20 protein-coding genes and 3 pseudogenes are annotated in these 24,316 nt (G+C 67.6%); 13 read left to right on the forward strand and 10 right to left on the reverse strand.

All coding sequences use genetic code 11. The annotated features are described in order from the left end of the window. Positions 1-186 precede the first annotated feature (186 nt). The 5 genes and pseudogenes from IPZ69_RS47865 to IPZ69_RS20625 all read left to right on the forward strand — a co-directional run. Positions 187-408, forward strand: coding sequence for a maleylpyruvate isomerase N-terminal domain-containing protein (locus tag IPZ69_RS47865; RefSeq protein ID WP_374293552.1), 222 nt, complete (start codon positions 187-189; stop codon positions 406-408). After that, positions 333-878 carry a maleylpyruvate isomerase family mycothiol-dependent enzyme gene (locus tag IPZ69_RS20610; RefSeq protein ID WP_374293550.1) on the forward strand — a complete coding sequence of 182 codons (546 nt, stop codon included), beginning with the start codon at positions 333-335 and terminating at the stop codon, positions 876-878. The genes IPZ69_RS47865 and IPZ69_RS20610 overlap by 76 nt, the downstream gene beginning before the upstream one ends. 235 nt (positions 879-1,113) lie before the next feature. Continuing rightward, positions 1,114-1,533, forward strand: coding sequence for a MarR family winged helix-turn-helix transcriptional regulator (locus tag IPZ69_RS20615; protein ID WP_235455648.1), 420 nt, complete (start codon positions 1,114-1,116; stop codon positions 1,531-1,533). 102 nt (positions 1,534-1,635) lie between these two features. After that, positions 1,636-2,157 carry a hypothetical protein gene (locus IPZ69_RS20620; protein ID WP_235455649.1) on the forward strand — a complete coding sequence of 174 codons (522 nt, stop codon included), beginning with the start codon at positions 1,636-1,638 and terminating at the stop codon, positions 2,155-2,157. Positions 2,158-2,534: 377 nt separating this feature from the next. Further along, positions 2,535-2,736, forward strand: a pseudogene (locus IPZ69_RS20625) (IS5/IS1182 family transposase); the annotation flags it as partial. Here IPZ69_RS20625 and IPZ69_RS20630 read toward each other — a convergent pair. Further along, complete coding sequence (locus IPZ69_RS20630; protein WP_235455650.1) at positions 2,736-3,164, reverse strand: VOC family protein; 429 nt, start codon at positions 3,162-3,164, stop codon at positions 2,736-2,738. The pseudogene IPZ69_RS20625 and the gene IPZ69_RS20630 overlap by 1 nt on opposite strands. A 244-nt stretch (positions 3,165-3,408) precedes the next feature. Between IPZ69_RS20630 and IPZ69_RS20635 the strand changes: the two genes are divergently transcribed. Continuing rightward, the gene (locus IPZ69_RS20635; protein ID WP_235455651.1) at positions 3,409-4,614 is read left to right on the forward strand and encodes a hypothetical protein; all 1,206 of its coding nucleotides are present in this window, start codon (positions 3,409-3,411) and stop codon (positions 4,612-4,614) included. Between the two features lie 209 nt (positions 4,615-4,823). Here the strand turns inward: IPZ69_RS20635 and IPZ69_RS20640 are convergent, their stop codons facing one another. Continuing rightward, entirely contained in the window at positions 4,824-6,368 is a 1,545-nt protein-coding gene (locus IPZ69_RS20640; protein WP_235455652.1) for an amino acid permease, read from the reverse strand. Between the two features lie 748 nt (positions 6,369-7,116). On the opposite strand from IPZ69_RS20640, the gene IPZ69_RS20645 reads away from it, so the two are divergent. Further along, positions 7,117-7,290: a CsbD family protein gene (locus tag IPZ69_RS20645; protein ID WP_235455653.1), complete on the forward strand. Its 174-nt coding sequence runs from the start codon at positions 7,117-7,119 to the stop codon at positions 7,288-7,290. A gap of 200 nt (positions 7,291-7,490) precedes the next feature. Here IPZ69_RS20645 and IPZ69_RS20650 read toward each other — a convergent pair whose 3' ends face one another. Continuing rightward, positions 7,491-7,820 carry a hypothetical protein gene (locus IPZ69_RS20650; RefSeq protein WP_235455654.1) on the reverse strand — a complete coding sequence of 110 codons (330 nt, stop codon included), beginning with the start codon at positions 7,818-7,820 and terminating at the stop codon, positions 7,491-7,493. A gap of 506 nt (positions 7,821-8,326) precedes the next feature. On the opposite strand from IPZ69_RS20650, the gene IPZ69_RS20655 reads away from it, so the two are divergent. Beyond that, positions 8,327-8,929: a TetR/AcrR family transcriptional regulator gene (locus IPZ69_RS20655; protein ID WP_235455655.1), complete on the forward strand. Its 603-nt coding sequence runs from the start codon at positions 8,327-8,329 to the stop codon at positions 8,927-8,929. Here the strand turns inward: IPZ69_RS20655 and IPZ69_RS20660 are convergent. The 3 genes from IPZ69_RS20660 to IPZ69_RS20665 all read right to left on the reverse strand — a co-directional run bounded on the left by IPZ69_RS20660 (position 8,828) and on the right by IPZ69_RS20665 (position 11,810). Then, positions 8,828-10,012, reverse strand: a complete 1,185-nt coding sequence (locus IPZ69_RS20660; protein ID WP_235455656.1) for a lysylphosphatidylglycerol synthase transmembrane domain-containing protein — start codon at positions 10,010-10,012, stop codon at positions 8,828-8,830. The two genes, IPZ69_RS20655 and IPZ69_RS20660, sit on opposite strands and share 102 nt — an antisense overlap. A gap of 416 nt (positions 10,013-10,428) precedes the next feature. Continuing rightward, a complete protein-coding gene (locus IPZ69_RS47030) occupies positions 10,429-10,521 on the reverse strand; it encodes a phosphatase PAP2 family protein (RefSeq protein WP_268834825.1) in 93 nt (30 codons plus the stop codon). 374 nt (positions 10,522-10,895) lie between these two features. Further along, complete coding sequence (locus tag IPZ69_RS20665) at positions 10,896-11,810, reverse strand: patatin-like phospholipase family protein (RefSeq protein WP_235455658.1); 915 nt, start codon at positions 11,808-11,810, stop codon at positions 10,896-10,898. Between the two features lie 590 nt (positions 11,811-12,400). Between IPZ69_RS20665 and IPZ69_RS20670 the strand changes: the two are divergent. Continuing rightward, a pseudogene (locus tag IPZ69_RS20670) lies at positions 12,401-12,685 on the forward strand (LysR family transcriptional regulator); the annotation flags it as partial. A 22-nt stretch (positions 12,686-12,707) separates the two neighbouring features. Here IPZ69_RS20670 and IPZ69_RS20675 read toward each other — a convergent pair. The 3 genes and pseudogenes from IPZ69_RS20675 to IPZ69_RS20685 all read right to left on the reverse strand — a co-directional run bounded on the left by IPZ69_RS20675 (position 12,708) and on the right by IPZ69_RS20685 (position 15,714). After that, positions 12,708-13,604, reverse strand: coding sequence for an RNA polymerase sigma-70 factor (locus tag IPZ69_RS20675; RefSeq protein ID WP_268834826.1), 897 nt, complete (start codon positions 13,602-13,604; stop codon positions 12,708-12,710). Positions 13,605-13,774: 170 nt separating this feature from the next. Continuing rightward, positions 13,775-14,254, reverse strand: a pseudogene (locus IPZ69_RS20680) (SDR family oxidoreductase); the annotation flags it as partial. 263 nt (positions 14,255-14,517) lie between these two features. Beyond that, positions 14,518-15,714 (reverse strand): NAD(P)/FAD-dependent oxidoreductase, encoded by a 1,197-nt coding sequence (locus IPZ69_RS20685; RefSeq protein WP_235455660.1) that lies wholly within the window; start codon positions 15,712-15,714, stop codon positions 14,518-14,520. 507 nt (positions 15,715-16,221) lie between these two features. Between IPZ69_RS20685 and IPZ69_RS20690 the strand changes: the two genes are divergently transcribed. Continuing rightward, positions 16,222-18,810: a SpoIIE family protein phosphatase gene (locus tag IPZ69_RS20690; RefSeq protein ID WP_235455661.1), complete on the forward strand. Its 2,589-nt coding sequence runs from the start codon at positions 16,222-16,224 to the stop codon at positions 18,808-18,810. 81 nt (positions 18,811-18,891) lie between these two features. Here the strand turns inward: IPZ69_RS20690 and IPZ69_RS20695 are convergent, their stop codons facing one another. Continuing rightward, positions 18,892-19,476, reverse strand: a complete 585-nt coding sequence (locus IPZ69_RS20695; protein WP_235455662.1) for a TetR/AcrR family transcriptional regulator — start codon at positions 19,474-19,476, stop codon at positions 18,892-18,894. A 183-nt stretch (positions 19,477-19,659) separates the two neighbouring features. Between IPZ69_RS20695 and IPZ69_RS20700 the strand changes: the two genes are divergently transcribed. The 3 genes from IPZ69_RS20700 (at position 19,660) to IPZ69_RS20710 (ending at position 23,149) form a co-directional block, all read left to right on the forward strand. Next, positions 19,660-20,667: a patatin-like phospholipase family protein gene (locus IPZ69_RS20700; protein WP_235455663.1), complete on the forward strand. Its 1,008-nt coding sequence runs from the start codon at positions 19,660-19,662 to the stop codon at positions 20,665-20,667. A gap of 1 nt (position 20,668) precedes the next feature. Beyond that, the gene (locus IPZ69_RS20705) at positions 20,669-22,186 is read left to right on the forward strand and encodes a flavin-containing monooxygenase (protein WP_235455664.1); all 1,518 of its coding nucleotides are present in this window, start codon (positions 20,669-20,671) and stop codon (positions 22,184-22,186) included. A 99-nt stretch (positions 22,187-22,285) separates the two neighbouring features. Beyond that, positions 22,286-23,149: an LLM class flavin-dependent oxidoreductase gene (locus IPZ69_RS20710; RefSeq protein ID WP_235455665.1), complete on the forward strand. Its 864-nt coding sequence runs from the start codon at positions 22,286-22,288 to the stop codon at positions 23,147-23,149. Positions 23,150-24,316 lie beyond the last annotated feature (1,167 nt).

Below are 24,316 nucleotides of genomic sequence, written 5' to 3' on the forward strand. Positions count from 1 at the left end.
GGGCGCATCATGGTGCGCTCCCCCGTCCAAAACACTCGCGCGCCCTCGGTGGTGCGCCCCCGGATCCGGACCTCACCGCCCCAACGCTCCGAGACGAAAGCGCCCCCTGACATCGCTCGCTCCCTTGATGACCTGTACCAGTGAAACGGGCTCTACCCTGTCGGTCGGCTCGGCTGGGTTCACGACATGGACACCGCGTCTCTTCTTCCTTACCTGCAGCGTCAGTTGGACTCCTTCCGAACCTGCCTCGATGGCGATCTGTCCGTACGAGTCGAGCACTGCGGCGACTGGACGCTGCGCGACTTGGCGGAGCATCTGGGCGCCGCGAACCTCTGGGCGGCCGCCGCCGTCACCGAAGGGCATGGAGGCTTCGAACCGCCTGCCGCACCGCAGGAGCGGGGGCGCTGATGAGGTGGTTCGACGAGGCGTCCGAGACCCTGCTGAAGGCACTGGACACGGATCCCTCCGCTCCCGCGTGGACGTTCCACCCACCACACACGGTCGGCTTCTGGCAACGACGCCGCTGCCTGGAGGCACTCGTCCACCGGTGGGACGCCGAACGCGCGCTGGGCACACCGCGGCCGCTCGACGCCCAACTCGCGGGCGAGGGCGTGGCCGAGGTCATCGACACGATGGCGCCCCGGCAGGTGGAACGGGGCCGCGCACAGCTACCCCGGCACGCCCTGCGGTTCGAGGCGACCGACACCGGCGCCTCGTGGACGTACGGCCCCGGAACACCGGTGGTCACGCTCGCCGCCCGAGCGGAGAATCTGTTGCTTCTGCTGTGGGGCCGGCTGCCGGCTGACGACGAGGCTTTCGTCTGGGACGGCGACCCGGAGGCCGGACGACGGATCCTGGAAGGCCCCTTGACCGCTTGACCGGTATCAATGCCCGTCACGGCAATGTGCCGACCGGCCGTAGTGCCGGGCGCGTACGTTGAGTACAACGAGACCGTACTGCGCACCGCGGACGCCGTCCGCGAGAGTGCGTGCCGTCCGATATGAGGGGCCGGCGACGCTTCCGCACTTCAACCCCGATCACGACGCCGACCCACTCCCGGTGCCCGTGACGTCCGCGAGGAACGACGGAGCCGGTCGTACGACACCTGCTGCGATGCTGCGCGCGGTGACCGTGGAGTTCGACCTGCTCGGCGCGGAGTTCGCCGCGCGCCACGGGCTGCATCCCACTGATGTGCGCGCACTGTTCAACCTGTTGGACGCAGCGCGGGCGGGGATCCGTGCCACGCCCGGGCGGCTCGGCGAGCAACTGCGCCTGAACTCGGCCGGGACGACCGCCCTGGTGGATCGGCTGGAACGGCTCGGTCTTGTCCGGCGCAGCAGGGACACGGCCGATCGGCGACGCGTGCTCCTGGAGGTGGAGGACAAGGCCACGAAACTCGGGTGGGCCTTCTTCGGGCCGGTGATCGGCGAGGTGGTGGCGGCCGCGGAAGATTTCGAGGCGGGCGAGTTGCAGACGGTACGTCGCTTTCTGACCTCGGTGCTGGAGTCCGCCGGGCGGGCACGTTCAGTCTGACGGGGCGTCAGTGCGGCAAGTGCAACGTCGCGCTACAGCCAAGCGGGCCCGGGAACCGGCGCGGTCTGGGCAAGTTGGTGGACATGACACACACTGTGCGTCATGGAAAACGGTGCTTTGTGGGTAGCCCTGCTGACCGCCGCCACAGCGGTGGTCGCCAGTTGGGTGACCAGCAAGGGCAACGCGCAAGCCGCTCGCATCCAGGCCCAAGCCGCCGCCGAAGCCGCGCACGTCGCTCGCAAGGGCGAAGCACGCAGAGCCACACAGCTGGATTTCATCCAGCAGGCCAATGACATGGGGATCCTGTACCGCAGGATCCCCAAGTACTTGAAGGTGGAGGACCGAGAGGCACGCCTGGCATCCCTCGGAGAGCTCCGGGATCAACTGCGTGACTCCTACGGGCCCTTCCTGCGTTGCCTGGCCATCGTCTCCCTGGAGTGCCACCCCGGGCCGATAGAGGCGGCGAAGGCTGTCCACATGGCCTCCGCCGAGGCGTACGGCCGCCTCGTGGCCGTCGAGGAAGACATACGCGAAGCCGAGGGTTTCCGCCAGGGTGTCGACACCTACCTGGCTTCGGTCGACTCGTTCGTCGAAGCAGCGCGGCAAGCCGAGCGTGAGATGTAGAAATCCACTTCCGACAGACGACATGGGGCACGTCGCAACGGCCGACGCGTGAAGAAGCTCTGAGGGTGCCTGGCTCTCCCAGCTCTCAGCTCGGGAAGCTCGGGACTTCTACAGGCGATTACTGGGCTGACCAGCGGCGGAGCTGCTAGCTGGGTAAAGTTGATTGTGGCAGAGCGGCTACCGGTTCGTCCACGCGGAGCAAATCCGACGCGCCCTACCCAGAGGGCGCTACTGGTCATCGTCAGCATGAACGACCTCGGACGGCTCAGACCCCATGCGTCGGTCGCCGAAGTACGTCCAGTTCCCTTCGGCCGGCAGTGCCGCCCCCTGATGACGTTCGTACCAGCTGGGCCCGGTCGCCACGGAACGGGATCGCGAGAAGGATGGACGAAGACGTCGTGCTGATCGTCGACGGCACCCTGGTCCCCACGCCGGATCAGACGGTTGCCGAACAGTCGTAGAACTACCGGTACTCGACCAACCACCGGTCGTCATCGACGGCGACACCGACTGGTCGTCGCCGTCGGCCGGCTGGTCACTGACAGTCGCAACGATTGCTTCTCCGGCTCGGAGAATGGTCAGTCGATACAGAACTCGTTGCCCTCGATGTCCAGCATCGGGATGCACGCATCATTGCCGTCATACAGCGTTCGCACGTGTACCGCGCCGAGCGGGACCAGCCGTGCGCACTCGGCCTCAAGTGCGGCGAGCCGCTCTTCGCCCACGAGTCCGGTGCCGACCCGCACGTCAAGATGCACCCGGTTCTTGACGGCCTTCCCCTCGGGGACGCGCTGGAAGTACAGCCGCGGGCCCACACCTGAGGGATCACTGCAGGCGAACCATGAATCCCGCTGCTCAGGTGGCTGCGAGCGCTTGAAATCGTCCCAAGTGGCAAACCCCTCCGGTGGCGGCGGTACGACGTACCCCAACACCTCGCACCAGAAGCGAGCGAGGCGCTCAGGTTCCGCGCAGTCAAAGGTGACTTGGAACTTCTTGATCGATGACATCGGCGCACCATACCAAGGGACTTCGCCCGCAACCCCGTTCAGAGAGCGATCCGGCCTGTGGGCTCAGCCGTAATTTCGCCTTCTCGTCATCTCCAGGCCGCCGTTGAGGCCATGTCGCGCTCCCTGAGGACCCAGTTCACTGGAGCGCCCCCCTCAACCGGACCTGAAAGAGGGACGCATGTCGAGACGTATGCCAAAGCGTGGGCTCATCACGCTCGTTGCCGTCGGCCTTGCCTCATCCGTGATGTCGACCGCCACTGCCTCGACGGCCGACGGCCCACTGACGCTCGCCGTGTTCGGCGACTCGCCGTACGGCAAGTCGGCGTACGCGCCCGCGGGTCAGAGCGCCGACACCTCGCAGTACCAGAAGACCCCGGCCTTCATCGGCACCATCAACGGCGACCCGACGATCAGCGACGTCATCCACGTCGGCGACATCCACTCGGGCAAGGAGTTCTGCACCGAGGACTACGACGCCTCGATCGCGTCCACGTGGCAGACCTTCGCCAAGCCGCTCATCTACACGCCGGGCGACAACGAGTGGGCAGACTGCCACAAGGCATCCAGCCTCACCTCACCCGGGCAAGGCGGCGGCTTCTACGACTCGGCCTTCGGTGCGATCAACTACATCGGCACGAGTGGACTTTCGACCAACACGGCGGACTGCATCAGCTACCACTGTGGCAACCCGGTCGACAACCTCGCCAAGGTCCGGCAGAACTTCTTCGCCCGGCCCGGCCACACCCTCGGCAGCGGGACACTGGACGTGGTCTCTCAGGCCACCGCCTACGACCCAGGCCACCCGGGCGACGCGCAGTACGTCGAGAACGTGATGTGGGCGCAGAACGACATCGTCTTCGTGACCGTCAACGTGCCGGGTGGCTCGAACAACGACACCGACCCCTGGTACAAGATGCCGACCGCGACTCAGGCGCAGACCGACGAGCGGGCCAACCGGACCGCAGCCGACGTCCGCTGGCTCGATGCCGCCTTCGCCGACGCACGGGCCAGGCACGCCAAGGCAGTGGTGATCACGGCGCAGGCCGACATGTGGGACCTCGACGGCAAGACCAAGGACCACCTGACCAACTACGAGCCGATCATCAGCGAGGTCGCGACGAAGACGACCGAGTTCGCCCGCCCGGTGCTGATGCTCAACGGTGACTCGCACCTGTACCGCTCGGACAACCCGCTGTCGCCGACGGCGACGTGCACCGGCGAGACGGACCCGGCCACCGGCGCCGGCGTCTGCGCCCACGACCCGGGTAACAACGCGTGGAACGAGCACCCGTACTACAACGTCCCGAACTTCCACCGGATCGTCGTGCACGGCAGCACCACCCCGCTTGAATGGCTGAAACTGACCGCAGACCCCAACGCCCACCACGCCGTCACCGACACGACCTACGGCCCGTTCAGCTGGCAGCGGATGCCGCAGCCCCAGCTGTAGACCCACTGAACGCACACGACCGGCCACGGTGTCCCGCAGGACTCCTGGCCGGTCACGTTCCCCGAGAGCGTTGAGGGCCGGCAGGGTGAGATCGAAGTACTCGATCTCACCCTCACCGTCCCGCGCGGCGAGCGCGAGCAGATGCGACGGCCGGTGAAGCCGTCCGTCAGCCCTGCCGAAGGCAGATCTCAGTGCCCCGGCGCATCGATTCAGAACTCGAGTTCATGCTCGATCGCCGCCAGTTCTTCGGCGGTGCCCTGAACCTTCGGGCCCGTGAACCAGTTGCGTGCCGAGACCAGCCACCACACTCCGGCGAAACCGAGGACTATGAGGACGGCGATCGGGGTGTAGTTGAAGTTCTTGCTGGTGACAGGGCTGACTGTGGGCAGCATGAACAGGACGGTGATGATCAGTGTCCAGGTGACGGCGATGATACCGACGGGCCGGCTCCAGCGGCCGAGGTGCCAGGGGCCGCGCTCGAAGTTGTCGCCTTGGAGCAGTCGCAGGAAGACGGGCATGACGTAGGCGATGTACAGGCCGATGACGGCGATCGAGGTGACGGCCGCGTACGCGGTGGCGTTCCAGAGGTAGGGCAGGCCGAGGACGAAGGCGCCGCCGGCCGCCAGCCAGACCGCGTTGGTGGGCGTCTTGGTCCGCTTGTTGATGCGGTGCCACACCTGCGAGCCGGGCAAGGCACCGTCCCGCGAGAAGGCGTAGATCATCCGGGAGTTCGCGGTGACCGAGGACATGCCGCAGAAGAACTGGGCGCCGATCGCGATGAGCAGCAGGAGCTTGCCACCGGTCTCGCCGAGGGCGTCGATGAAGATCTGCGCCGGGGGGACGCCGGTCGAGCTGGCCAGGGCGCCGTCGTAGTTCTGGATGGCGAAGGTGATGCCGAGCAGGAGGACCCAGCCGGCGACGAGGGACACCAGGATCGACATCACGATGCCGCGCGGTCCGGCCTCGGCCGCGTTGTGGGTCTCCTCGGTCATGTGCGCCGAGGCGTCGTAGCCGGTGAAGGTGTACTGGGCGAGCAGCAGGCCGAGGAGTCCGACGTAGAAGCTGGAGCCCCAGCCGGTGCCGTTGACGAAGTGAGTGAAAACGAAGTCGGCCGACTGGTGCTTCGAGGGGAAGATCACGAGCGCGCCGACGATGATCAGCACGCCGAGGATGTGCCACCACACACTGACGTTGCCCAGCAAGGAGACGAGCTTGACGCCGAAAGTGTTCAACGCGCCGTGGACGGCCAGCACGATCCCGAAGAGAAGAATGGTGTGCCCGGGCGTGGCGGAGAAGCCGAACTGCAGGTCGAGCAGCGCGTTCAGGAAGAAGGCCGCGCCGAAGTCGATGCCCGCGGTCACCGCCACCTGGCCGAGGAAGTTGAACCAGCCGGTGAACCAGGACCAGGCCGGGCCGTGGGACGGAGCGAGCTTGGCCGCCCAGTAGTACAGGCCGCCCGCCGTCGGGTAACTGGAGCAGACCTCGGCCATGGCCAGGCCCACGAAGAGGGTCATGACGCCGACCAGCGGCCAGCCCCAAGTGATCATCGCCGGGCCGCCGGTGACCATGCCGAAGCCGTACAGCGTCAGACATCCGGACAGGACGGAGATGATGGTGAACGAAATGGCGAAGTTCGAGAACGCCGACATCGAACGCGCCAGTTCCTGGGCGTAGCCGAGTTCGTGAAGGCGTTGAGCGTCTCCGGACAGAGCCTTCTCGCGCTCCGGCTCCGTCACTGACTTGTCGGTGGGCATACGGGCCTCCTCGGGCTCTGGTGGCCGCCGGTGGATCCGACGTACCGCTCCCCGCCTAAATCAAAGGTTTGGTGCGATACCTTTGCCGTCGGCGCGGCCGAGCGCAAGAGTCCTGCGTGAAACATCGGTTACGAAAAGGCTTCGACGCCGCCGTCGCGACCTTCGTCGTGGGGAAGCCCGGGAGTAGCAGACCGAGGAGGGCGCCGCCCGGGATGCCGTGAGCCGCGCAAAGCCAGTTGGGGGCGGCCGCACCCGGGCACGTCTCCTGGTCGCCGCCTACCGAAACCGCTTGTCGATCAATGGCCTGCCTGATTACCTTAAGGACTTGCGGTGTCCCGGCAGGATCGACGGGAGGCAGGTCAGGCGATTACGCCAGGATGTGACGGCTCGTCAGTTCTCACGAAGCTGCCAGTCGCCCTCCCACTGTCGCGCGGTGCTCAGCGCAGCCTGTGCGGTGCCCAGCAGGAGCAGCGCCCCGCCAGTGCGGCGGCTGCGGCCAGGGCAATCTCCGAGGCGGCCTGCGCGGCTGTGCCGATCACGCTCCAGGCGTACAGGGAGGCCCCTGCTCACGCAATCACGGAAAGTAGTGGTCGAACGCCACGGAGAAGTCGAAGCCGGCGTCTCGCCCAGGCACTATGCGTCACCGGGTCGATCCGCATAAACCTGAGGACCGCGGGCGTCGTCCCGCCTGCTGCGGGTACTCGAAGCGGTGCGACAACGCCGCATGCGGTGAGGAGAGTGAGCGACGATGGCCGGACATCAAAAGGGCAAGGGCAAGATGGAGGAGACCACGGGCAAGGCCAAGGCGACGGTCGGCCGCGCACTGGGCAATGAGGAAATGACGGTCGAGGGGCAGGCCAAGAAGTCGAAGGGTGCCGCGCGCCAGGCGAAGGAGAAGGCGAAGGACGTCTTCAAGCACTGACGTGCCACGCTCTCAGCGGGATCCCGTGTCCTACGCCACCCGGGGTCCCGCTTCGTTTGCCATCAGGGTGCTACCGCTTGCACAGCGCCGGGTCACCGCGTCCACGCCGCCACCGCCTGGGAACGCGAGTGCCGCCTCTGACCATCGTCATGGAGGAGACGGTGCCGCACCTGCCACGCGGCGGCCGTTCACCCAGCCGTTCACCGATCCCACACCAGGACGGCTTCATCGTCGCGGCCGACCGCACCCAGTCGGCTTGGCCGGACCTGTCCCTTGGCTGCCATGTTGTCTCGCTGGGCAAACGAGTGTGCGGACTCCTCAGGGACCAGCGGCAAATGGGACGCCGCGACTTCGTTTGCCAGGCGCTCCGCACCCACCGTCACGGCTGTCATTGCCGTAGAAGAAGGCCGTGCCGCGCACGCGGCCCGTGCCGGCGTCCGGCGCAGCCACCGGCCGTGTTCATCGACCGCCATGGGCAGCATTTCCGGTGCGGACGTGCTGCCGGAGAACGGATCGCCGACAAAGACCATGAGCGCCGGACTCAGCCCGAGCCCCGCCGGACCCGCAAGCGTGAATACCCGGCCGTGGTGGCGCTGATAGCGAGATTGGTGAGTGACAAGGAAGCCCAGGTTGCCAAAAGTTCGTGCGGCAGCGCACCGAGCTGAAGACCACGCCCCGGGGAGCGTCTGCCGAGGTCTGGACGACACGCCTTGAACGCACGCGCGGCCAGTTACAGGCCGACCTTGTCCAGTATCTGGGCGACGATCGGGCTCGCGCCACTGGACTCCAGCACGGTGAGCCTCTTCGGCACGACAAAGGAGGCACCGTAAACCTCCCGCCCCCTGGCAGCAGACCGCGCTGGCGCCTCGTCGGGGTAGAGAGACGAACGCAAAGCCACCGGCCTTGCTGTGCGCCAGGCCCTCGACCGCGCCTTGGCTTGCCGTACTCGTGCCCACGATCTCCATTGGCAGGTCACGCGGCGCTATGCGGGAGACTTAAGACGAACATTCGTTTTCGTATTTGGTAGAATGCCCTCATGCCGAAGGTATCCCAGCAGTACATGGACGATCGCCGTACCCAGATCCTGGATGCAGCCCGACGATGCTTCCTGCGCGACGGGTTTCACTCAACGTCGATGCAGGATCTGTTCGCAGAGTCCGGGCTCTCGGCGGGCGCGGTCTATCGGCACTTCGCGAGCAAAGACGAGATGATTCTGGCCATTGCCGAAGAGAACATGCGTGAGGTCCTCACGATGGTCCACGGCGTCGCCACGACTCGGCCCAGAGGTTCCGTAGGGGCCGTCATCGCTGATGTCCTCGACCTCGTATCGGTCAGAGCCGCGGAACACGACACCGCAAGGCTGGCTGTACTGGCCTGGTCCGAGGCCCTCCGAAACCCCACGTTGGCCGGACAGTTCAGCACCCTGCTGACCCAGATGCGCTCCGACCTCGCAGAGGTCGTGCGAGAGCACCAAGAAAGCGGCGCTCTGCCGAAGGAAGTGACTGCCGAGGCCATCGCCAGCGCGCTGGTCTGCTTCCTACCCGGCTACATCCTCCAGGTGGCCATGCTCGACCCCGCGCTCGTGGATGGGGTCGGCGACGCGGTACGGGCCCTGTGGCCGGAGCCGGCCACGCCCTGACCGGCTCCGGCGTTGGACGAGCAAGACCGACCACCCGGCGACACCGATCAGTGCTGGGTTGAGGGTCCGGTAGAGGAGATCAGCGGCCGTGGCAGCCGCCATCGGCATTCCGCCGTGATGCAGAGTCAGGACCAGAGCCGCGTCGAGAGGGCCAAGTCCCGCGGGCAGCAGAGGCAGAGCCGACGCGGCCGTCATCGCGGCGACGTAGGCGAGCAGCACCTTGTCCGAGGCCGGGGCCGAGCCCACCGCATGGCACACAGCGAGCACGCACACGAGATCGCCTACCCAGTTGATCAGGGCAGCGCCCAGCCCCAGCACCCAGAAGCGAGCTGGAGGCTGCATGACAGCCAACTCCTCCAGCAAGCCATCAGCCGACGTGTGCCCGTCCTTGCCGCGCCGTAGTCTCCGCCACACACGAAGGAGAGCGCTCACGGGCCGGCGCAGCACATTGGTGTGCTGGACGAGCGCGAGCGCGGCGACGGTGACGGCACAAGCCACTGAAACTTGGATGGACGCCCCGACAAGCTGGGCACTGTCCCCGGCCAGAGTCCTGCCAATTCCAGTGAGCACGACGAGTGCGATCGTGCTCAGAACACCGGTGACAGCATGGGTGAAGCCGATCAAAGGCACACTGGCGCCCCAGGCACGCATACGCCGAGTCCGGTAGGTGATCGATACCAGGCTGCCGCCAGGCAGAGTCGCGCTGAGAGCATTCCCAGCAAACACGACGGAAACAGTGGGGCGCAGTTTCACTCGCAAACCGCCCGCACTCAGTGCCAGGCTCTGCAGCCGGGCGAAGGCCACCATCGACACCATCTCAGCGGCGACAGCCAGCAGAAACCAGGCGGGTTCAGCATGGGCCAGATGGTCTGCAGCGCGACGCGCGTAGGGCGCAACAACCGCCAGCTCGACACTCAGCACCATCAGGACGGCGCCCACGGTGAGCGCGACGCGTGATCGAGCGCGGGACGGGGATGTGCTCCCGTCGGCCTCGTTCACTTGTTCCGCCCGGGCAACCGCCGTTGGAGCAGCAACTTGGTTGTATCCGTGGTCACCCGACTCGATCTGGTGCGAGCTGCTCATCGCTGCACCGGCCATTGAGGCAGCAGGTGCATCAGGCCCACCAGGTGCACCGGACACCATGTGTGCTTTGGGAGGGTGTGCCAGGCGATGCTCTGGTCGCCGTCGCAATTCCGGACCAGCTGCGGCTCCCCGATCAGCTCCTCTGCGTCCGGGCCGACCATGAAGGCGTCTTCGAGGCTCAGCGGCCGAAATGAGACGGCCTGCCGTAGGCGCGTGCTGTATGACCAACAGCCCGACCCGCTGCGGTCGTTGCCGTGTTCCGTGTCCCGCCGACAGGGATCGGGAGATGGGAGGCCTTCGTCAACGCGTGGGGGCAGCCCGAAAGAGTGGATCATCGTGAATTACCTGGAGGGAGTCTGGGCGAGGGGGCGCGAGGGTGTCGGACCGAGCAACTGTGGTGGTGTGCCTGACAGCGGTCAACGGGCTCCATTGCTGACGACCCTTCGCCGTGCGTGCCGGTAGAAGAGCCAGCCAGACCACAAAGCCCAGCCAACATGCAGTGATGGCATGGCCGCGTACTCGACTCCTGCGCATCGCCAACGCTGTCACGGATTCCTGCATGAGGACATGGGGAAGCAGCCCCGGCGGAGTCGCGGGAAGGTGCCGGAACCCGATGAGGGCGCGCCTTGTGCGGTACTTGGTCGAGTGGCCGCTCCGGTGCGAAGTGGACGGTGTGCTCCCGGCGGAAGATGCTCCAGCCGTCGTGGTCCGCAATGGCAGTCCATCGCCGCTGCAGACCTCGGGTGGTGTCGTAGACGGCGTACAGCAATCCCACCAACAGCCACTCCACCCACCATCGAAGCTGTGTACTCCCGACCGGCGCACACACGAGGTCGTGGATCCGGCGGCGCACGCAAGCGGCACGGTTGGCCATCGGCCGCCCTCATTCCCGGGTTGCGGTCTGCCCGGCCAGCCAGGCCGCGGTGAGCCCATGGCCGGCCTGGACCAGTCGCCGAGTGTCACGAAAGTCGATGACGCTGGCCACGGGAGTGGTGACGGTGGGCAGTCGATGGACCAATCCGCGGACCGCCGCGATGTCCCGCCTTTCCCGTTCATCCAAGATCTGGACAAGTGCCCGGAACGCGGCGTCCAGAGCGGCGTGCGCCGGGCGCCCTGCCTGTTTCGTGACCGCGGCGGGAAGCACGTAGATAGTGGTTGCGCCGAGCCCTTCTGCCTGGAGAACAGGCAGGTCCGCCGACACTCCCCCGTCGATGAGCCGATGCCCTCCTACGCGCACGGGGGCATACAAGCCCGGGAAGGCCGCCGAGGCGAGTAGGGCCGGGACGGCCTCGCCGCTGGAGAGCACGACCGCCGCACCAGTCTCGAAGTCGGTCGCCACGGCGTGCATGGAGACAGCAGCCTCCTCAAGTCGACGGACAGCGACGGCAGACCGCAGCACCTGCCGCAGCGCTTGGCTGGAGACCGCCCCCTCGCTCCGGCCCAGCGCGGCCCTCGCCAGGGTCCGCACTGAAAGCGGTGCGACGTGCCGACGCTTCAGGCGCAGCCAGAGCGCTTCCAACCGATCGATACCGCCGATGGTTGGGTCGGCAGCGAAGGCCGCACCGTTGAGTGCCCCGGCCGACGACCCCACCACAAGGTCCGGTCTGATCCCTGCCTGGGTCAGTGCCCGCAGCATGCCGACCTGTGGCGCACACAGGCTGCCGCCGCCTTGCAGCACGAAGGCCACGATGTCGCGCGGTGCGGACTCGGCCTCGGGAGGCACCGTTGGCGTCCCGTGGGCACTCTCCGGCCCCTGTCGCGGTGACAACGCCAGCCTTCCGGCCTGCGCGGTGCTCATGCCACCACCCCCTTTCCCGGAATGAACGTTCCTTTTCCGTCACCACATCCTGAGGGCTTTGATGAGAGTGGGTCAAGACGAACATTCGTTTTTCTTGCAAAGCGACGCCATGCCAAGAGCCACGGGGCAGCACCCCGATGACCCGCGCAGCACCTCCACGCATGTGCGCCGGCGACGCAGGGCGCCGCTTGCAAAAAATAATCGTTCGTTTTATTTTTGGGAGGCGGGCGTCAGGGGACGGGCGCCCGCAGCCCGCCCAACCGGCCAACAGGGGCGGGCGGCCCCGCCCCTGCGAGAGGCTCGTAGTGGACTCCGCAGGGCGGGGCCCTTTCATGCTCGTGCGGTACCCAGAGCAGCCGGACACAGCGGGGCTACGCCGTCGTCGCAGCGATGAATGGTCCGGCCACGCCGGCCTGGAGGCACCACGGAACAGGGTCACGTCCCCGTCCCGCGGGCGGTGCACCGAGGCGCGAACCCACCCTTGTACGCCAACACGCGGCCGAGCATGACGGGCTCGCCATCGTCCAACAGCCCACCTACACGCCCGACCTGACCTCGGTCGAGGGCGTCTGGTCGCTACGTATTTCGCAATGGACGTCATCGGCGGTCAGGGCGTCGAGGAAGCCGTGGCGCGCGCCGATGTCGTAATCGACCTGACGAACTCCCCGACCTTTGACGAAGCCTGCCCGGCCTACTTCCAGACCTCGATGGACAACCTCTGGCCGCGCCCTGGCAGGGCGGCGTCGGCCACCGCGTCGTCATCTCGATCGTCCACGACGCAGTTCATGGAGTTCATCGACGCGGTCCTGTCCTGGGTCGCCGCCGACGACGACACCGTCCGGCTGACCGCCACACCGATCCATCCGATCGTCGCCCCGGGGGCGGTCCGCCGCATGCTCAGACAGTCATGGCAGCGATTTTCGACGGGTTCATCATGACGAGCACTCGGTCGATGCCCTCCGGGGTGACGCTCACGGTGAGGACGGCGAACACAGTGCCGTCGCGCGACAGGCTCACCGCCGGCCTGCCGTTGGCCTCGACCGGCTCCACCGTGACGCCAGGCCAGAAGCGGTCGGCGAACGCGTGATAGTACTTCGCCACGCGCTGACGGCCCACGACGGGGAACTTCGACGCCCGCACGGCCCCTCCGCCGTCGGCGTACGAGACGACGTCTTCCGTGAACAGCTTCTCCAGTACGGCCACATTCCCTTCCTGGGCGGCCGCCACGAACACGGTCAGGAACCTCTGGTGGTCAGCGTCCGCGACGCTTGCCCGTTTCCCCGCGGCCAGATGCTTCCGTGCCCGGCTCACCAGTTGGCGTGCATTGGCCTGCGTCTGGCCGATGATCTCCGCGATCTGCTCGTACGGGTAGTCGAATGCCTCCCGGAGCACGTACGCCGCCCGTTCCGTGGGGGTGAGCTTCTCCAACAGCATCAGCACCGCGACTTCCAGCGCTTCCGCGTTCAAGGCGCCCAGCGCCGGGTCGCTGCTGGTGTCGACCGGCTCCGGAAGCCACGGGCCGACATAGGCCTGACGGCGGACCCTCGCCGACTCCAGCACATTGATGGCGAGCCTCGTCACAGTCGTCGTGAGAAACGCCCGCGCGTTCTCCACCTTGGACCGGTCGTAGGTCTGCCATCGGATCCAGGCCTCTTGGAGGATGTCCTCCGATTCGCTGACGCAGCCGAGCATCCGATAGGCGATCCCGAACAGATAGCCACGGGCCTCGTTGAACGCTGCCTCTGCTTCCCGGAGGTCCTCGGCGCCATCCGCTGGATTGTTCTTCGGCGACATTGTGCACAGTCCTTGATGTTCGGCAAGTTCGACGGCCACCGATGCCACACGTATGAGCGTGCGGATGAACCTCGGGGTTCTGATGGACCGTCGGGAATCACGGCTGGTTCAGGAGAGCCAATCCGTGGAGTGGATAGGGGGGCGATGCGGACGTCGTTCCCGGCGTCGAGGACGTCACTGGTGCCGAGGACGCCGTTGAGCGGGGCGCGGGCGGCCACTTCGGCGACGCTGCGGGAAGCGTCCTCGGCGGCGATCGACTGGAGCGGCGTACGCGGCAGACGGACGGTCTCGCCGCCGATCGTCCAGGACAGGATCGCGTCGACGACCTCCATGAACTGCGTGGCGCGGACGATGAAGTACGGCGAGGCCCGGAGGTCCTCCTGAAGCACCTTGGCCCGGCTGGAGTCCAGCTCGGGCAGCCGATCCACGACGACGATCGAGAGGATGACGAAGTGTCCGACGCCGCATGGCCCGCTCGCGGCGAGGAGGGTGTCCATCGACGAACCGAGGAAGGCCGGCGGGGTTTCGTCGGAGGCCGGGGAATTCGTCAGGGTGATGACGACATCGGCGCCCGCGACGGCTGTCGCGTGGAGGTTCTCCACGAGGCGTGACCCGATCAGCCCGGTACCACCGATGGCCGCGAATCTCATGGCATTGTCCAACCCTGGATCCTTGTGTCCAGTACGTGGCGTTATGCGTCAAACCTACCCTCCCAAGGAGTCGATGCGCCTGAACGGCGTTCGATTGGGGTGCGGCCAGAACGTTGTGCCACCACGCCGCACCGCACAGGGAAAGCCGACAGGTACCGCACACGTCATGTGAGTGCGGTACCTGTCGGCCATGCCCGTCATACGCTCCGTCGGTGATGCCCCCGGCGGGGCCGGGGGCACGCGGTGCGCCCGCGCTCGCGCTGTCAGAGGTTGGAGAAGCGGCCTGCCTGGGCGAGGAGCTGCTCGGAGTCATCGACCGGGGGGTAGATCCACAGCACGTTGATGTCCCGCTTGAGGGCCTTGGCGTCCTCTCCGGTCATCTGGACCGTACGGTCCCAGCCCTGCGTGACCACGGCGCCGGCCGGACCGAGGTCCAAGCAGGTGCTGTAGGGGTCGGGGGTGAAGGGCAGCGGGTCGGTTCCCAGGAGGTCGGCGACCACGTTGTGCCCGGCGAACTTCCCCATCGGCAGGGCGTGCTGGCAGCTCTGCGTCGTGTCGTGCCCGTCCTCCGCCGCGGCAACGGCAGTGTCGCCGGCAGCGTAGACGTCAGGGACTCCCGTCACCCGCAGGTAGGCGTCCACGCTCAGCCGTCCCAGCCGGTCGCGTTCCCCCGGGATCTGCGCCGTCAGCGGGCTCGCGACCATGCCCGCCGTCCACACGATGGTCGCCGCGGGGATCACCTCGCCGTCCGACAGGGTGACGTCCTCGGAGGTGGCCGATGCCACGGTGCGGCCAAGGCGGCGTTCGATCTTCAGCTCGTCGAGCGTGCCATCGATGTGCGGGCGGGGTCCGGGACCGAGCTCCGGCCCGATGACGTCGGCACGGTCGACCAGGACGACCCGCACCTCCTCGCCCGCACCCTGCGCGTCCGCGATCGCCCGCAGCCGCTCACACAGAGCCGTGGCTACCTCCAGTCCGGTGAAACCGGCCCCGACCACGACGGCCGTGTACCGGCCGGCGGACGAAACCCGCTGGGGCAGCCGCCGCAGATGGTGATCGAACGCCGCCGCGGCGGGCAGCGTGTCGATGTCGAACACATCCTGCGCACCGGGGAAGCTGGGCCGCACCAGCTGGCTGCCGGCGGCCAGCACGAGCTTGTCGTACGCCAGGTCCAGTTCCTCACCAGTCCGCCCCACGGCACGGACCGTGTGCGCCTCGGTGTCGATCTCGCTCACCGTCGCCGCGACACGACGGACACCGATCGGGCCAAGAACACGGTCCAAGGAGACCCGCATGCTCTCCGGCTCCTCCTCGTAAAGGCGCGGACGCACGACCATGTCGTCGCCACCGCTGACGAGGGTCACCCGGACGTCCCCCCCTGCCTCACGCGCGGCACGAACGGCTCCTGCCGCGCTCCACACGCCGGCGAAACCCCCACCGATGACAAGGATGTCCTTCACTCGTACTCCTATGCCGTACTGACGATTACCCCCGATAGACAGGGCAGGCGGACACCTTGTGACAAGGACGCGATGTGACGTGCGTCGCTGCTGCCACAGCAGAATGTGAACGTATGAGACGTGGGCGACCTTGGACGTCCACACGGCGGTCAGGAACCGACGGGAGCTGCGCGGCGCGGGCCCGCTTACGGGCGTAACCCAACGTGACGCACCCCGCGCAGGCCGTATCACCTCCCCGACGGGCTCAACCCTTACTGCGGCAGGTCGATCGGACGAGCGGAAACCACCGCCGCGGCGCTGCCCGACCTCGACGCCCGGACCTGGTGCTCCGACCGCAGCACCGGCGCTGTCACAAATCAGAGCACCATCCGGTCAATCACCCAAAAGGTGCAAACTACGGCGAATCGATCGCCGTAGCCGTTCTCGGACCGGCTTCCCGCACCCCGTACCGCCCCTCCGCCACCTACCTGTACCGCCCCTCCGCCACCTACCTGAGGACAAAGTTCGATGACCAGCACTGACAAGGCGACACTCGGTAAGCGGCCGACCACGCACGAGATGTCCGACTCGGCGGTCGCGATGCTCGACGAGCAGGGAACCGTGCTCGGATGGACACAGGCAGCCGAGCAGCTCGTCGGATACAGCGCCGGGGACGTGGTGGGCCAGTCCTCCACACTCGTACTGCCATCCTCCGAGGAAGCGCCGACGGTATCGGCGTTCATCGAGCGGTGCCGCGCCCAAAATGGCTGGTCGGGCACTACGGCAGTGCGCCACCGAGACGGCCGAATGCTCACCGTCAGCCTGCGGATCTCGATGTTGTGGGGGCAGGACGGAGCGGTCCGGTGGCTCGTGTCCGTGACCGACACCGGCAAGATCTCCCGGGAAACGATGAACGGATCGGTTCGGGAGTCGCTTCTCACTCGGGCACCGATCGGCATCGTCGTATGTGACCCGCAGCTGCGTTGCACCTGGGTGAACGACACGATGGAGAGCCACGACGGCGTTTTCCGTGACCGACGGCTCGGACGTCGATCCACCGATGCTCTGCCGAGTGCCGAGCGCGAAGCACTGGAAGCAGTGATGCGGCAGGCACTCCAGAGCGGCGCCACCGGGGTCCACGAGTTCCGGAGCGGGCTGCCGACGAGTCCGCGCCAGGAGAACGTCCTCGTGACTTCGATCTTCTGTCTCCAGGACGCCGAAGGCCGGGCGCAGGGCGTGTGCGCCATCACTGTGGATGTCACCGAGCGCGCACGGGCGCACGAACGCCTCGCCATCATCAGCGAGGCCAGTACGCGCCTCGGCAGCACCATGGACGTGATGCAGACCAGCCAGGAGCTGGCCGACCTCGCCGTGCCTCTGTTCGCCGACTACGCCATCGTCGACCTGGAGCACTCGGTCCCGTTCGGCGAAGGGCCCTCGGTCCACATCGGCCCGATCGGCGAGCGCCTCCCCGTCTTCCGACGTGCCGGTCTGGCCTCGATCCGCCAAGACGTCCCGGAATCCCCGTGGGTTCGCGGTGAGCAGGTCACCGTGCCGCACGCCTCACCCTTCACCGACGTGCTGCGTACCGGGAGGTCCCACCTGGAGCCGATCCTGAACGCCGCTCCGGGTACATGGATCGACCGGGACCCGGCACGGGCGCAGAAGATCAATGAGTACGGCATGCACTCCCTGATGGTCGTACCCATCCGCGCGAGGCGCGTACTGCTCGGGGTGGCGATGTTCATCCGCACCGAGGACCCGGTGCCGTTCCAGGAGGACGATCTGCTCCTCGCCGAGGAACTCGTCAGCCGCGCCGCGCCGTCGTTGGACAACGCCCGCCTGTACGCCCGCGAACACGCCGCGGCCCTCGCGCTCCAGTGCAACCTGCTCCCTCACCGTTTGAAGGGCGGCTCGGCGGTAGAGACGGCCTCGCGTTATCGGCCCGCCGACATGGACATCGGTGTCGGGGGCGACTGGTTCGACGTGATCCCGCTGTCCGGCGCCCGGGTGGCCCTCGTCATCGGTGACGTGGTCGGCCACGGCATCAACGCCACCGCGGCCATGGGTCGGCTCCGTACCGCCGTACACCTGCTCACCGACATGGAACTGCCCCCCGACGAACTGCTGGCCCGCCTCGATGACGCGATCCAGCGACTGACCGAAGAAGCCGACGACACCCAGGGCCAGACACCTGCGGCGGTGGGCGCCACCTGCCTGTACGCCGTCTATGACCCGGACACCCGGAAGTGCACCATGGCACGGGCCGGGCACCCCCCGCCCGCGATCGTCGACCCGCAGGGCCGGGTCACCTTCCCCGACCTCCCCGCCGGAAGCCCGCTCGGCATCGGGCTGGGGGTCCCCTTCGAGGCCGTGGAGTTGGAACTGCCCGAGGGAAGTGTCCTCGCGCTGTACACCGACGGCCTGATCGAGACCCGCGACTGCGACATCGACGCGGGAATGCACCGCCTGGGCGCCGCCCTGGCACAACCGGGTCGCTCCCTGGAAGACCTCTGCACCCGCGCGATGGAGATCGTCCCGGGCCAGGCACCGTCCGACGACGTCACCCTGCTCCTCGTCAAGACGCGCTCACTCAGCCCGACCCAGGCTGCCTCCTGGACGCTGCCGTGTGACCAGACCGCTGTCCGCAGCGCCCGGCACATAGCCGCCGGCCAGCTGACCGAGTGGGGCCTGGAAGGTCTCGAAGACGCCACGAAACTGATCGTCAGTGAACTGGTCACCAACGCCGTCCGCCACAGCACCGGCCCGATCGGTCTGCGTCTGATCCAGCACCAGGTCCTGACCTGCGAAGTGTTCGACACCAACGTCTGCTTCCCACGTCCGCGTCGCGCACACACCACCGATGAGAACGGCCGCGGTCTCTTTATGGTCGACCAACTGGCGCGCAGATGGGGCTCCCGATCGGTATCGGGTGGCAAGGTCGTCTGGGCCGATCAAGACCTTGCCCCCGCCCTCACACCCACGCGCCGTCGACCCGCCGCCCGCACTCGAGGAGCGACCGGACAATGCCTCCCCATAGCGAGCATTCGGCATAAGGGTCAACCAACAAGAATGACCGCGCGTGCCGGTCGGGTAGCTCCTGAGACGGTCCGGTGAAGTACCGCCGAGTGGCCCGCGCACCCGGCGAGTTGCTCCCGTGTGCCGCCACCTCCGTGGTTTGCGGGGTGCGTAGGGCCGTCAACGCAGGATGAGACGCAGCGTGTCGGTGAGCACTGTGGTGGGAACGGCGGGGTCGGTGATCCGCTGTATGCCGAGTCCGATGCCGAGGCTGAGCAGCGTCATCGCGGCCTGCTCGGCGGGCATGGCCAGGGAGGCGCCCAACTCCTGGGCCAGGGCGTCGAGTAGTTGAGCGAGCGCCTGGCGGATCGCGACGACACGCGCCGTGATCTCGCGCCGGAGCTCGTCGTCGTGGCGGGCTTGGGTGAGGAACTCGACTTCGAGCGTGGTCCAGGCCTCGTCGCCGATGTGTGCCTCGCCCCACGCGGTGAACGTCGCCAGTCGGTCCTCGATCCGGGCGTCACGCATGACGGAGTCGGTGAGCAGGTTCAGTTGTTCGGTACGGATGTCGTCCAGGACAGCCAGGCACAGATGGCCCTTGCTGCGGAAGTTGGAGTAGACGGCGCCCTTCGAAAAGCCGGCCGCCTCCGCAACTTCACTGAGGGAAGTGGCGCCGTAGCCGTTGCGCAAGAAGAGGTCCCGCGCGGTGGCGACGAGCCGCTCGCGTGTGCGCTCCTGGCTCTCGGCGCGGCTGAGGCGGGCCATGTCTCTGCTCCCTCTCTGTCCTGCGCAGCCTGACCAGCAGGCAAGTGAAGCTGTTGAAGTCCTCGGATCCTAACCCCGGCATGGGCTGTCCACCTCGCTCGGATACCGCTAGTATCCCGAATCCAGATACCACTGGTATCCCGATCTCGCCGGTATCCCGATTGGGCGGAGTACTCAGTGACCATGACTGGCAGGCGAACGACCCCTTCCCGCGGACTGGTGCTGGGCTGCGGCGGAACGCTCGGCGCGGCCTGGACCATCGGCGCACTGCATTCACTTGAGCAGATCGCGCAATGGGACCCACGTGACGCCGACGTCCTGGTGGGCACCTCGGCCGGCGCCGAGGTGGCGGCCATGCTCGGCAGCGGCATCGGCGTGGCGCAACTCCTGGCCGCGCAGCTCGCACGCCCAGATGCCCACCCCGAACTCCGACGCCACTTCGCGGCCCCTCCCCGCGGCCTGCCGCCACGGCCCGCGGTCTTCCCCGGATCGCCCCGCCTGGCGCGCCGCGCGCTGGGCGGCGGGGCGCCCACGCTGGCGGGCCTGTCCGGTTTGCTGCCGCAAGGACGTGGTTCGGCCGACTGGCTCGCGGCCCTGGCTGACGTCCTGGCTCCTGCCGGAGGCTGGGTCTCCCATCCCGCGACCTGGCTGGTGGCGACCGACTTCGACATGGGGCGGCGTACCCCTTTCGGACATCCGGACGTCCGGCCGATCGCCTTGCGTGACGCTCTGCGCGCGTCCTGGGCGGTTCCGGGTTGGTTTCCGCCCGTACGCATCTCCGGCCGGCGGTACGCGGACGGCGGCATCATGTCCACCGCCTCCCCCGACCTCCTTGTGTCCCGCGGCCTCGACGAGGTGTACGTCGTGGCGCCGATGAGTTCGTCCTCTCCCGTACCGCGCAGAGGCCTCGGCCGAGCGGAGGCGCTGCTCCGCCGCGTCATGACCCGCACGCTGGACGCCGAATGCGCCGCGCTCCGGGCAGCGGGCACACGGGTCATCCGGATCGAGCCCGCTGCCGCCGACCTGAATGTGATGGGAGGCAACTTCATGGACGGCCGACGGCGCCTGACAGTCCTGGAAACATCCCTGCGCACGACACGAGCCATCGTCCGCGATCGCCTCAGGTCAGACGATTCACCCGCTCCGCAAACGCCCGTCGCCCGCGGCCTCGACGCTCGGACAGGAGCCTGACATGCCCCGGCCCGACGCTCCCACAGCAGCCGCCTCCAGCGAAGTCCGCGACGTGGAGGTCCTGATCATCGGCAGCGGTCTGTCCGGCATCGGAGCCGCCATCAGGCTGCGCCAGGTAGGCGTGCACGACCTCGTCGTCATAGAGAAGGCGGACGACCTCGGCGGCACCTGGCGGGACAACACCTACCCGGGCTGCGCCTGCGACGTCCCCTCCGCCCTCTACTCGTACTCCTTCGCGCCCAATCCGGAGTGGACGCGTGCCTTCGCGGGCCAGCCCGAGATACGCGCGTATCTCCGTGACACTGCGGCCAGGTACGGCATTACCCCGCTCATCCGCTTCGGCACCGAGGTCACACGTGCGCAATGGCATCCCCACCAGGCCCGCTGGCATGTCGAGACCAACCGGGGCCGCTACACGGCCCGCATCCTGGTCGCGGCGGCAGGGCCTTGGCACGAACCACTGCTCCCCGACATCCCCGGCCTGGCCGATTTTCCTGGCGAGGTCTTCCACTCCTCGCGCTGGCGCCACGACCACGACCTGAGCGGCACCCGCGTCGCCGTCGTCGGCAGCGGCGCGTCCGCCGTGCAGTTCGTCCCCGCCATCCAGCCACACGTCGGGCGACTGCACCTGTTCCAGCGCACCGCCCAATGGGTGCTGCCCAAACCCGACCACTACGTGCCTCGTGCCGAGCGATGGCTGATGCGGCGCTTCCCGTCAGCCCAACGGGCTTTGCGGAACGCGGAGTACGCAGGGCTGGAGACCCTCGGCGTCGGCTTCCGCCACCCGTCCCTCCTGCGCGCGGTGCAGAAGGTGGGCACCCTCCACCTCAAAGCGGCGGTCAAGGAGCCTCAGTTGCGCCGAGCCCTCACACCCGACTACACCCTGGGCTGCAAACGGCTGCTGCTGTCGAACACGTATTACCCCGCCCTGACCCGGCCCAATGTCACCGTCCACGCCACGGCTGTCGCGGCCGTCCGCGGCAGCCGCGTCATCGGTGCGGACGGCAGCCGTGCGGACGTCGACACCATCATTCTGGGAACCGGCTTCCACATCCTCGACATGCCCATCGCCCAACGGGTGTTCGACGCCGCCGGCGCCAGCCTCAACGACCATTGGAAGGGCAGCCCGGACGCCTATCTGGGGACGACGGTCAGCGGATTCCCGAACGCGTTCGTCCTGCTCGGGCCACACCTCGGTACCGGGCACTCCTCCGCCTACACGATCCTTGAGGCACAACTGGACTACGTGACAGCCGCTGTACGTCACTTCCGCGCGACAGGCTGGACGAGCATGAACGTACGCCCCGAGGTCCAGGCCGCCTTCAGCGCCGACGTCCAGCAGGCTCTGCCACGAACCGTTTACAACAGCGGAGGGTGTTCGAGCTACTACCTCGACGACAACGGCCGCAACAGCTTCAGTTGGCCCTGGTCGACAGGTCGGATGCGACGGCGCCTGGCCGACTTCGACCCCGAGGCGTACGACATCACTTCAAGCACACCGGGGGGTGTCACGGCGTAAAGGTCGACGGGGGAAGACGACGGCGCCGGCGGCCTGCCGTGAAGTCGCCCGCATCCGAATCCGGTTGCCGCCTCGTGTCCGGCTGCGCATCCTGCTGGGATGCGCTTCTCCATCAACATCCCCAACTTCGGTGACTTCGCCGACCCCCGTAACGTCGCGACCGTTGCGGCTGCCGCCGAACAGGCCGGCTGGGACGGGCTCTTCGTCTGGGACCACGTACTGCACCGGCGGCACCAGGGGCGTCCCTTCGGAGACCCCTGGATGCTGCTGACGGCAGCCGCGCTGGCGACCTCCCGCATCCGACTGGGCACCCTGCTGACGCCGGTCCCCCGTTACCGTCCGCAGCAACTGGCCCGCCAAGTGGCCACCCTGGACCACCTCAGCAACGGCCGGGTGACCTTCGCCGCGGGCCTGGGCGGTCCGATCGACGACGAATACCGCAGCTTCGGCGACACCGCCGAGCCGCATCTCCTCGCCGAGCGGCTGGACGAGGGACTGGAGCTGTTGCGGCGCTTCTGGTCCGGCGAGCCGGTGAACCACCACGGCCGGCACTACGAAGTCCAGGACGTGACGCTGCTGCCCGCCACCGTGCAGCGGCCCGGTCCGCCGGTGTGGATCGGCGGGTTCTGGCCACGTCGCCTGCCCATGCGACGGGCAGCACGATGGGACGGCGCGGTGCCGCTCTTCGAGACGGCCCGGCACGGGCATGTGCCCGATGTGGCGGAGGTACGGGACCTGATCGGCTATGTACGCAAGCACCGCACGCCCGATGCCGAGCGCCCCTTCGAGTTCGTGCTCGGCGGTGCCACGCCCCCGGACGCAGCGAAGGCCAAGGACGTGATCGGTCCACTGCACGACGCCGGCGCCACCTGGTGGGACGAGCGACAGATCCAGACCGGCCCCGACCTGGACCGCCTCGCTCCGGTGCTGCGCCGCATCGAGGCGGGGCCGCCGGTGGTCTGATCAGCCATTCGAGCTGGCGCCGGACGCTTGAAGAAGAGAGCACCTACGACCCCATGAAGGAGCGGATGACGCAGTGGCGGGTCTTGCACGGGGACGTCCTAATCGGTGAGTTCAGTGAGTACGGCTACGATCAGCCGTACTTCCTGATTTGCTGGCTCAACGGCCACACGATCCAGCAGGACGGTTCCCGGCCCCCGCTTCGCCGGCTTCCGCGACCTTGTCGCAGCCTGACCCGACCAGGAACAGTGAGGCGGCCGGAGCAAGCTCCGTCGCGCCCAGGCACCCGCTTTGCCGCGCCCTGGCATGTCGTCACACCTACGCGTAGAAGCGGTGCTTCACCAGACCACAGACCGGAACAAAGAGCGCGGACCGGCCTCGACCGCCTCACCTTCCACGCCCAACGACGAACCGGACAAAGAAACGCGGCCCCGGGCGGGGAGACTCGGTGATCACCCGGGCGCGGATTGAGACAACGCCACGCGGACTGCGTATCGCCTCACAAGGAAGCCGTCAGCCAACGCTCGCGGCCCGGCTCCCCCACACGTAACTACGACCCAACGCTCCCTCACACACCGGCCAGTTCAGCGAATCGATCGGGTCCGGGACGGAATTCCACGGAGGTTGGTCGAGGAGGGCTATTCGTGGAAGTCAACGACACCGAACCGCTGCGTGCCCCCACCTGGGGGCCTGACCCCGCGCACGAGATCCAGAACTCGTTTCAGGCGGTTTTGGACGGTCTGGATGCCGCACGCGCCGACCTGTACGCGATGAAGGAACGCAGCAGGACTGAAAGCCCGCCGCGGTCCTTCGACCACCCAGACGCAGCGGCCGGACACGGCGGCTCCATCCCCCTCACCCCGTCCCCCTCGTCGCCTGCGTACCCACGTACACAGGGCGTGGGACCTCGAACCCAACTGGTTCCTGTCCGCCCGCAAGGGCTCCCGCCGTCCGTCGCGAACCCACCGGGATCCGGTCGCGCGCGGCTGGCCCCGCGGGAGGCCGTAGTCGAACCGCTGTGGTCACGCGGCATGCGACCCAAGGCAGTTCGCCCATCGCAGGCAGCAGTGCCGCCCACCGCGAGCAGCGCGGGCCCGGCGCAGGCCGAGCCGTCGGCAGCCTTCCCACCTCCCGCCCCTCTGTTGGACCGTGCGGGCCGAAGGACCGACT

Source organism: Streptomyces olivochromogenes (assembly GCF_021538895.1).
GTDB classification, from domain to species: Bacteria; Actinomycetota; Actinomycetes; order Streptomycetales; family Streptomycetaceae; genus Streptomyces; species Streptomyces olivochromogenes_A.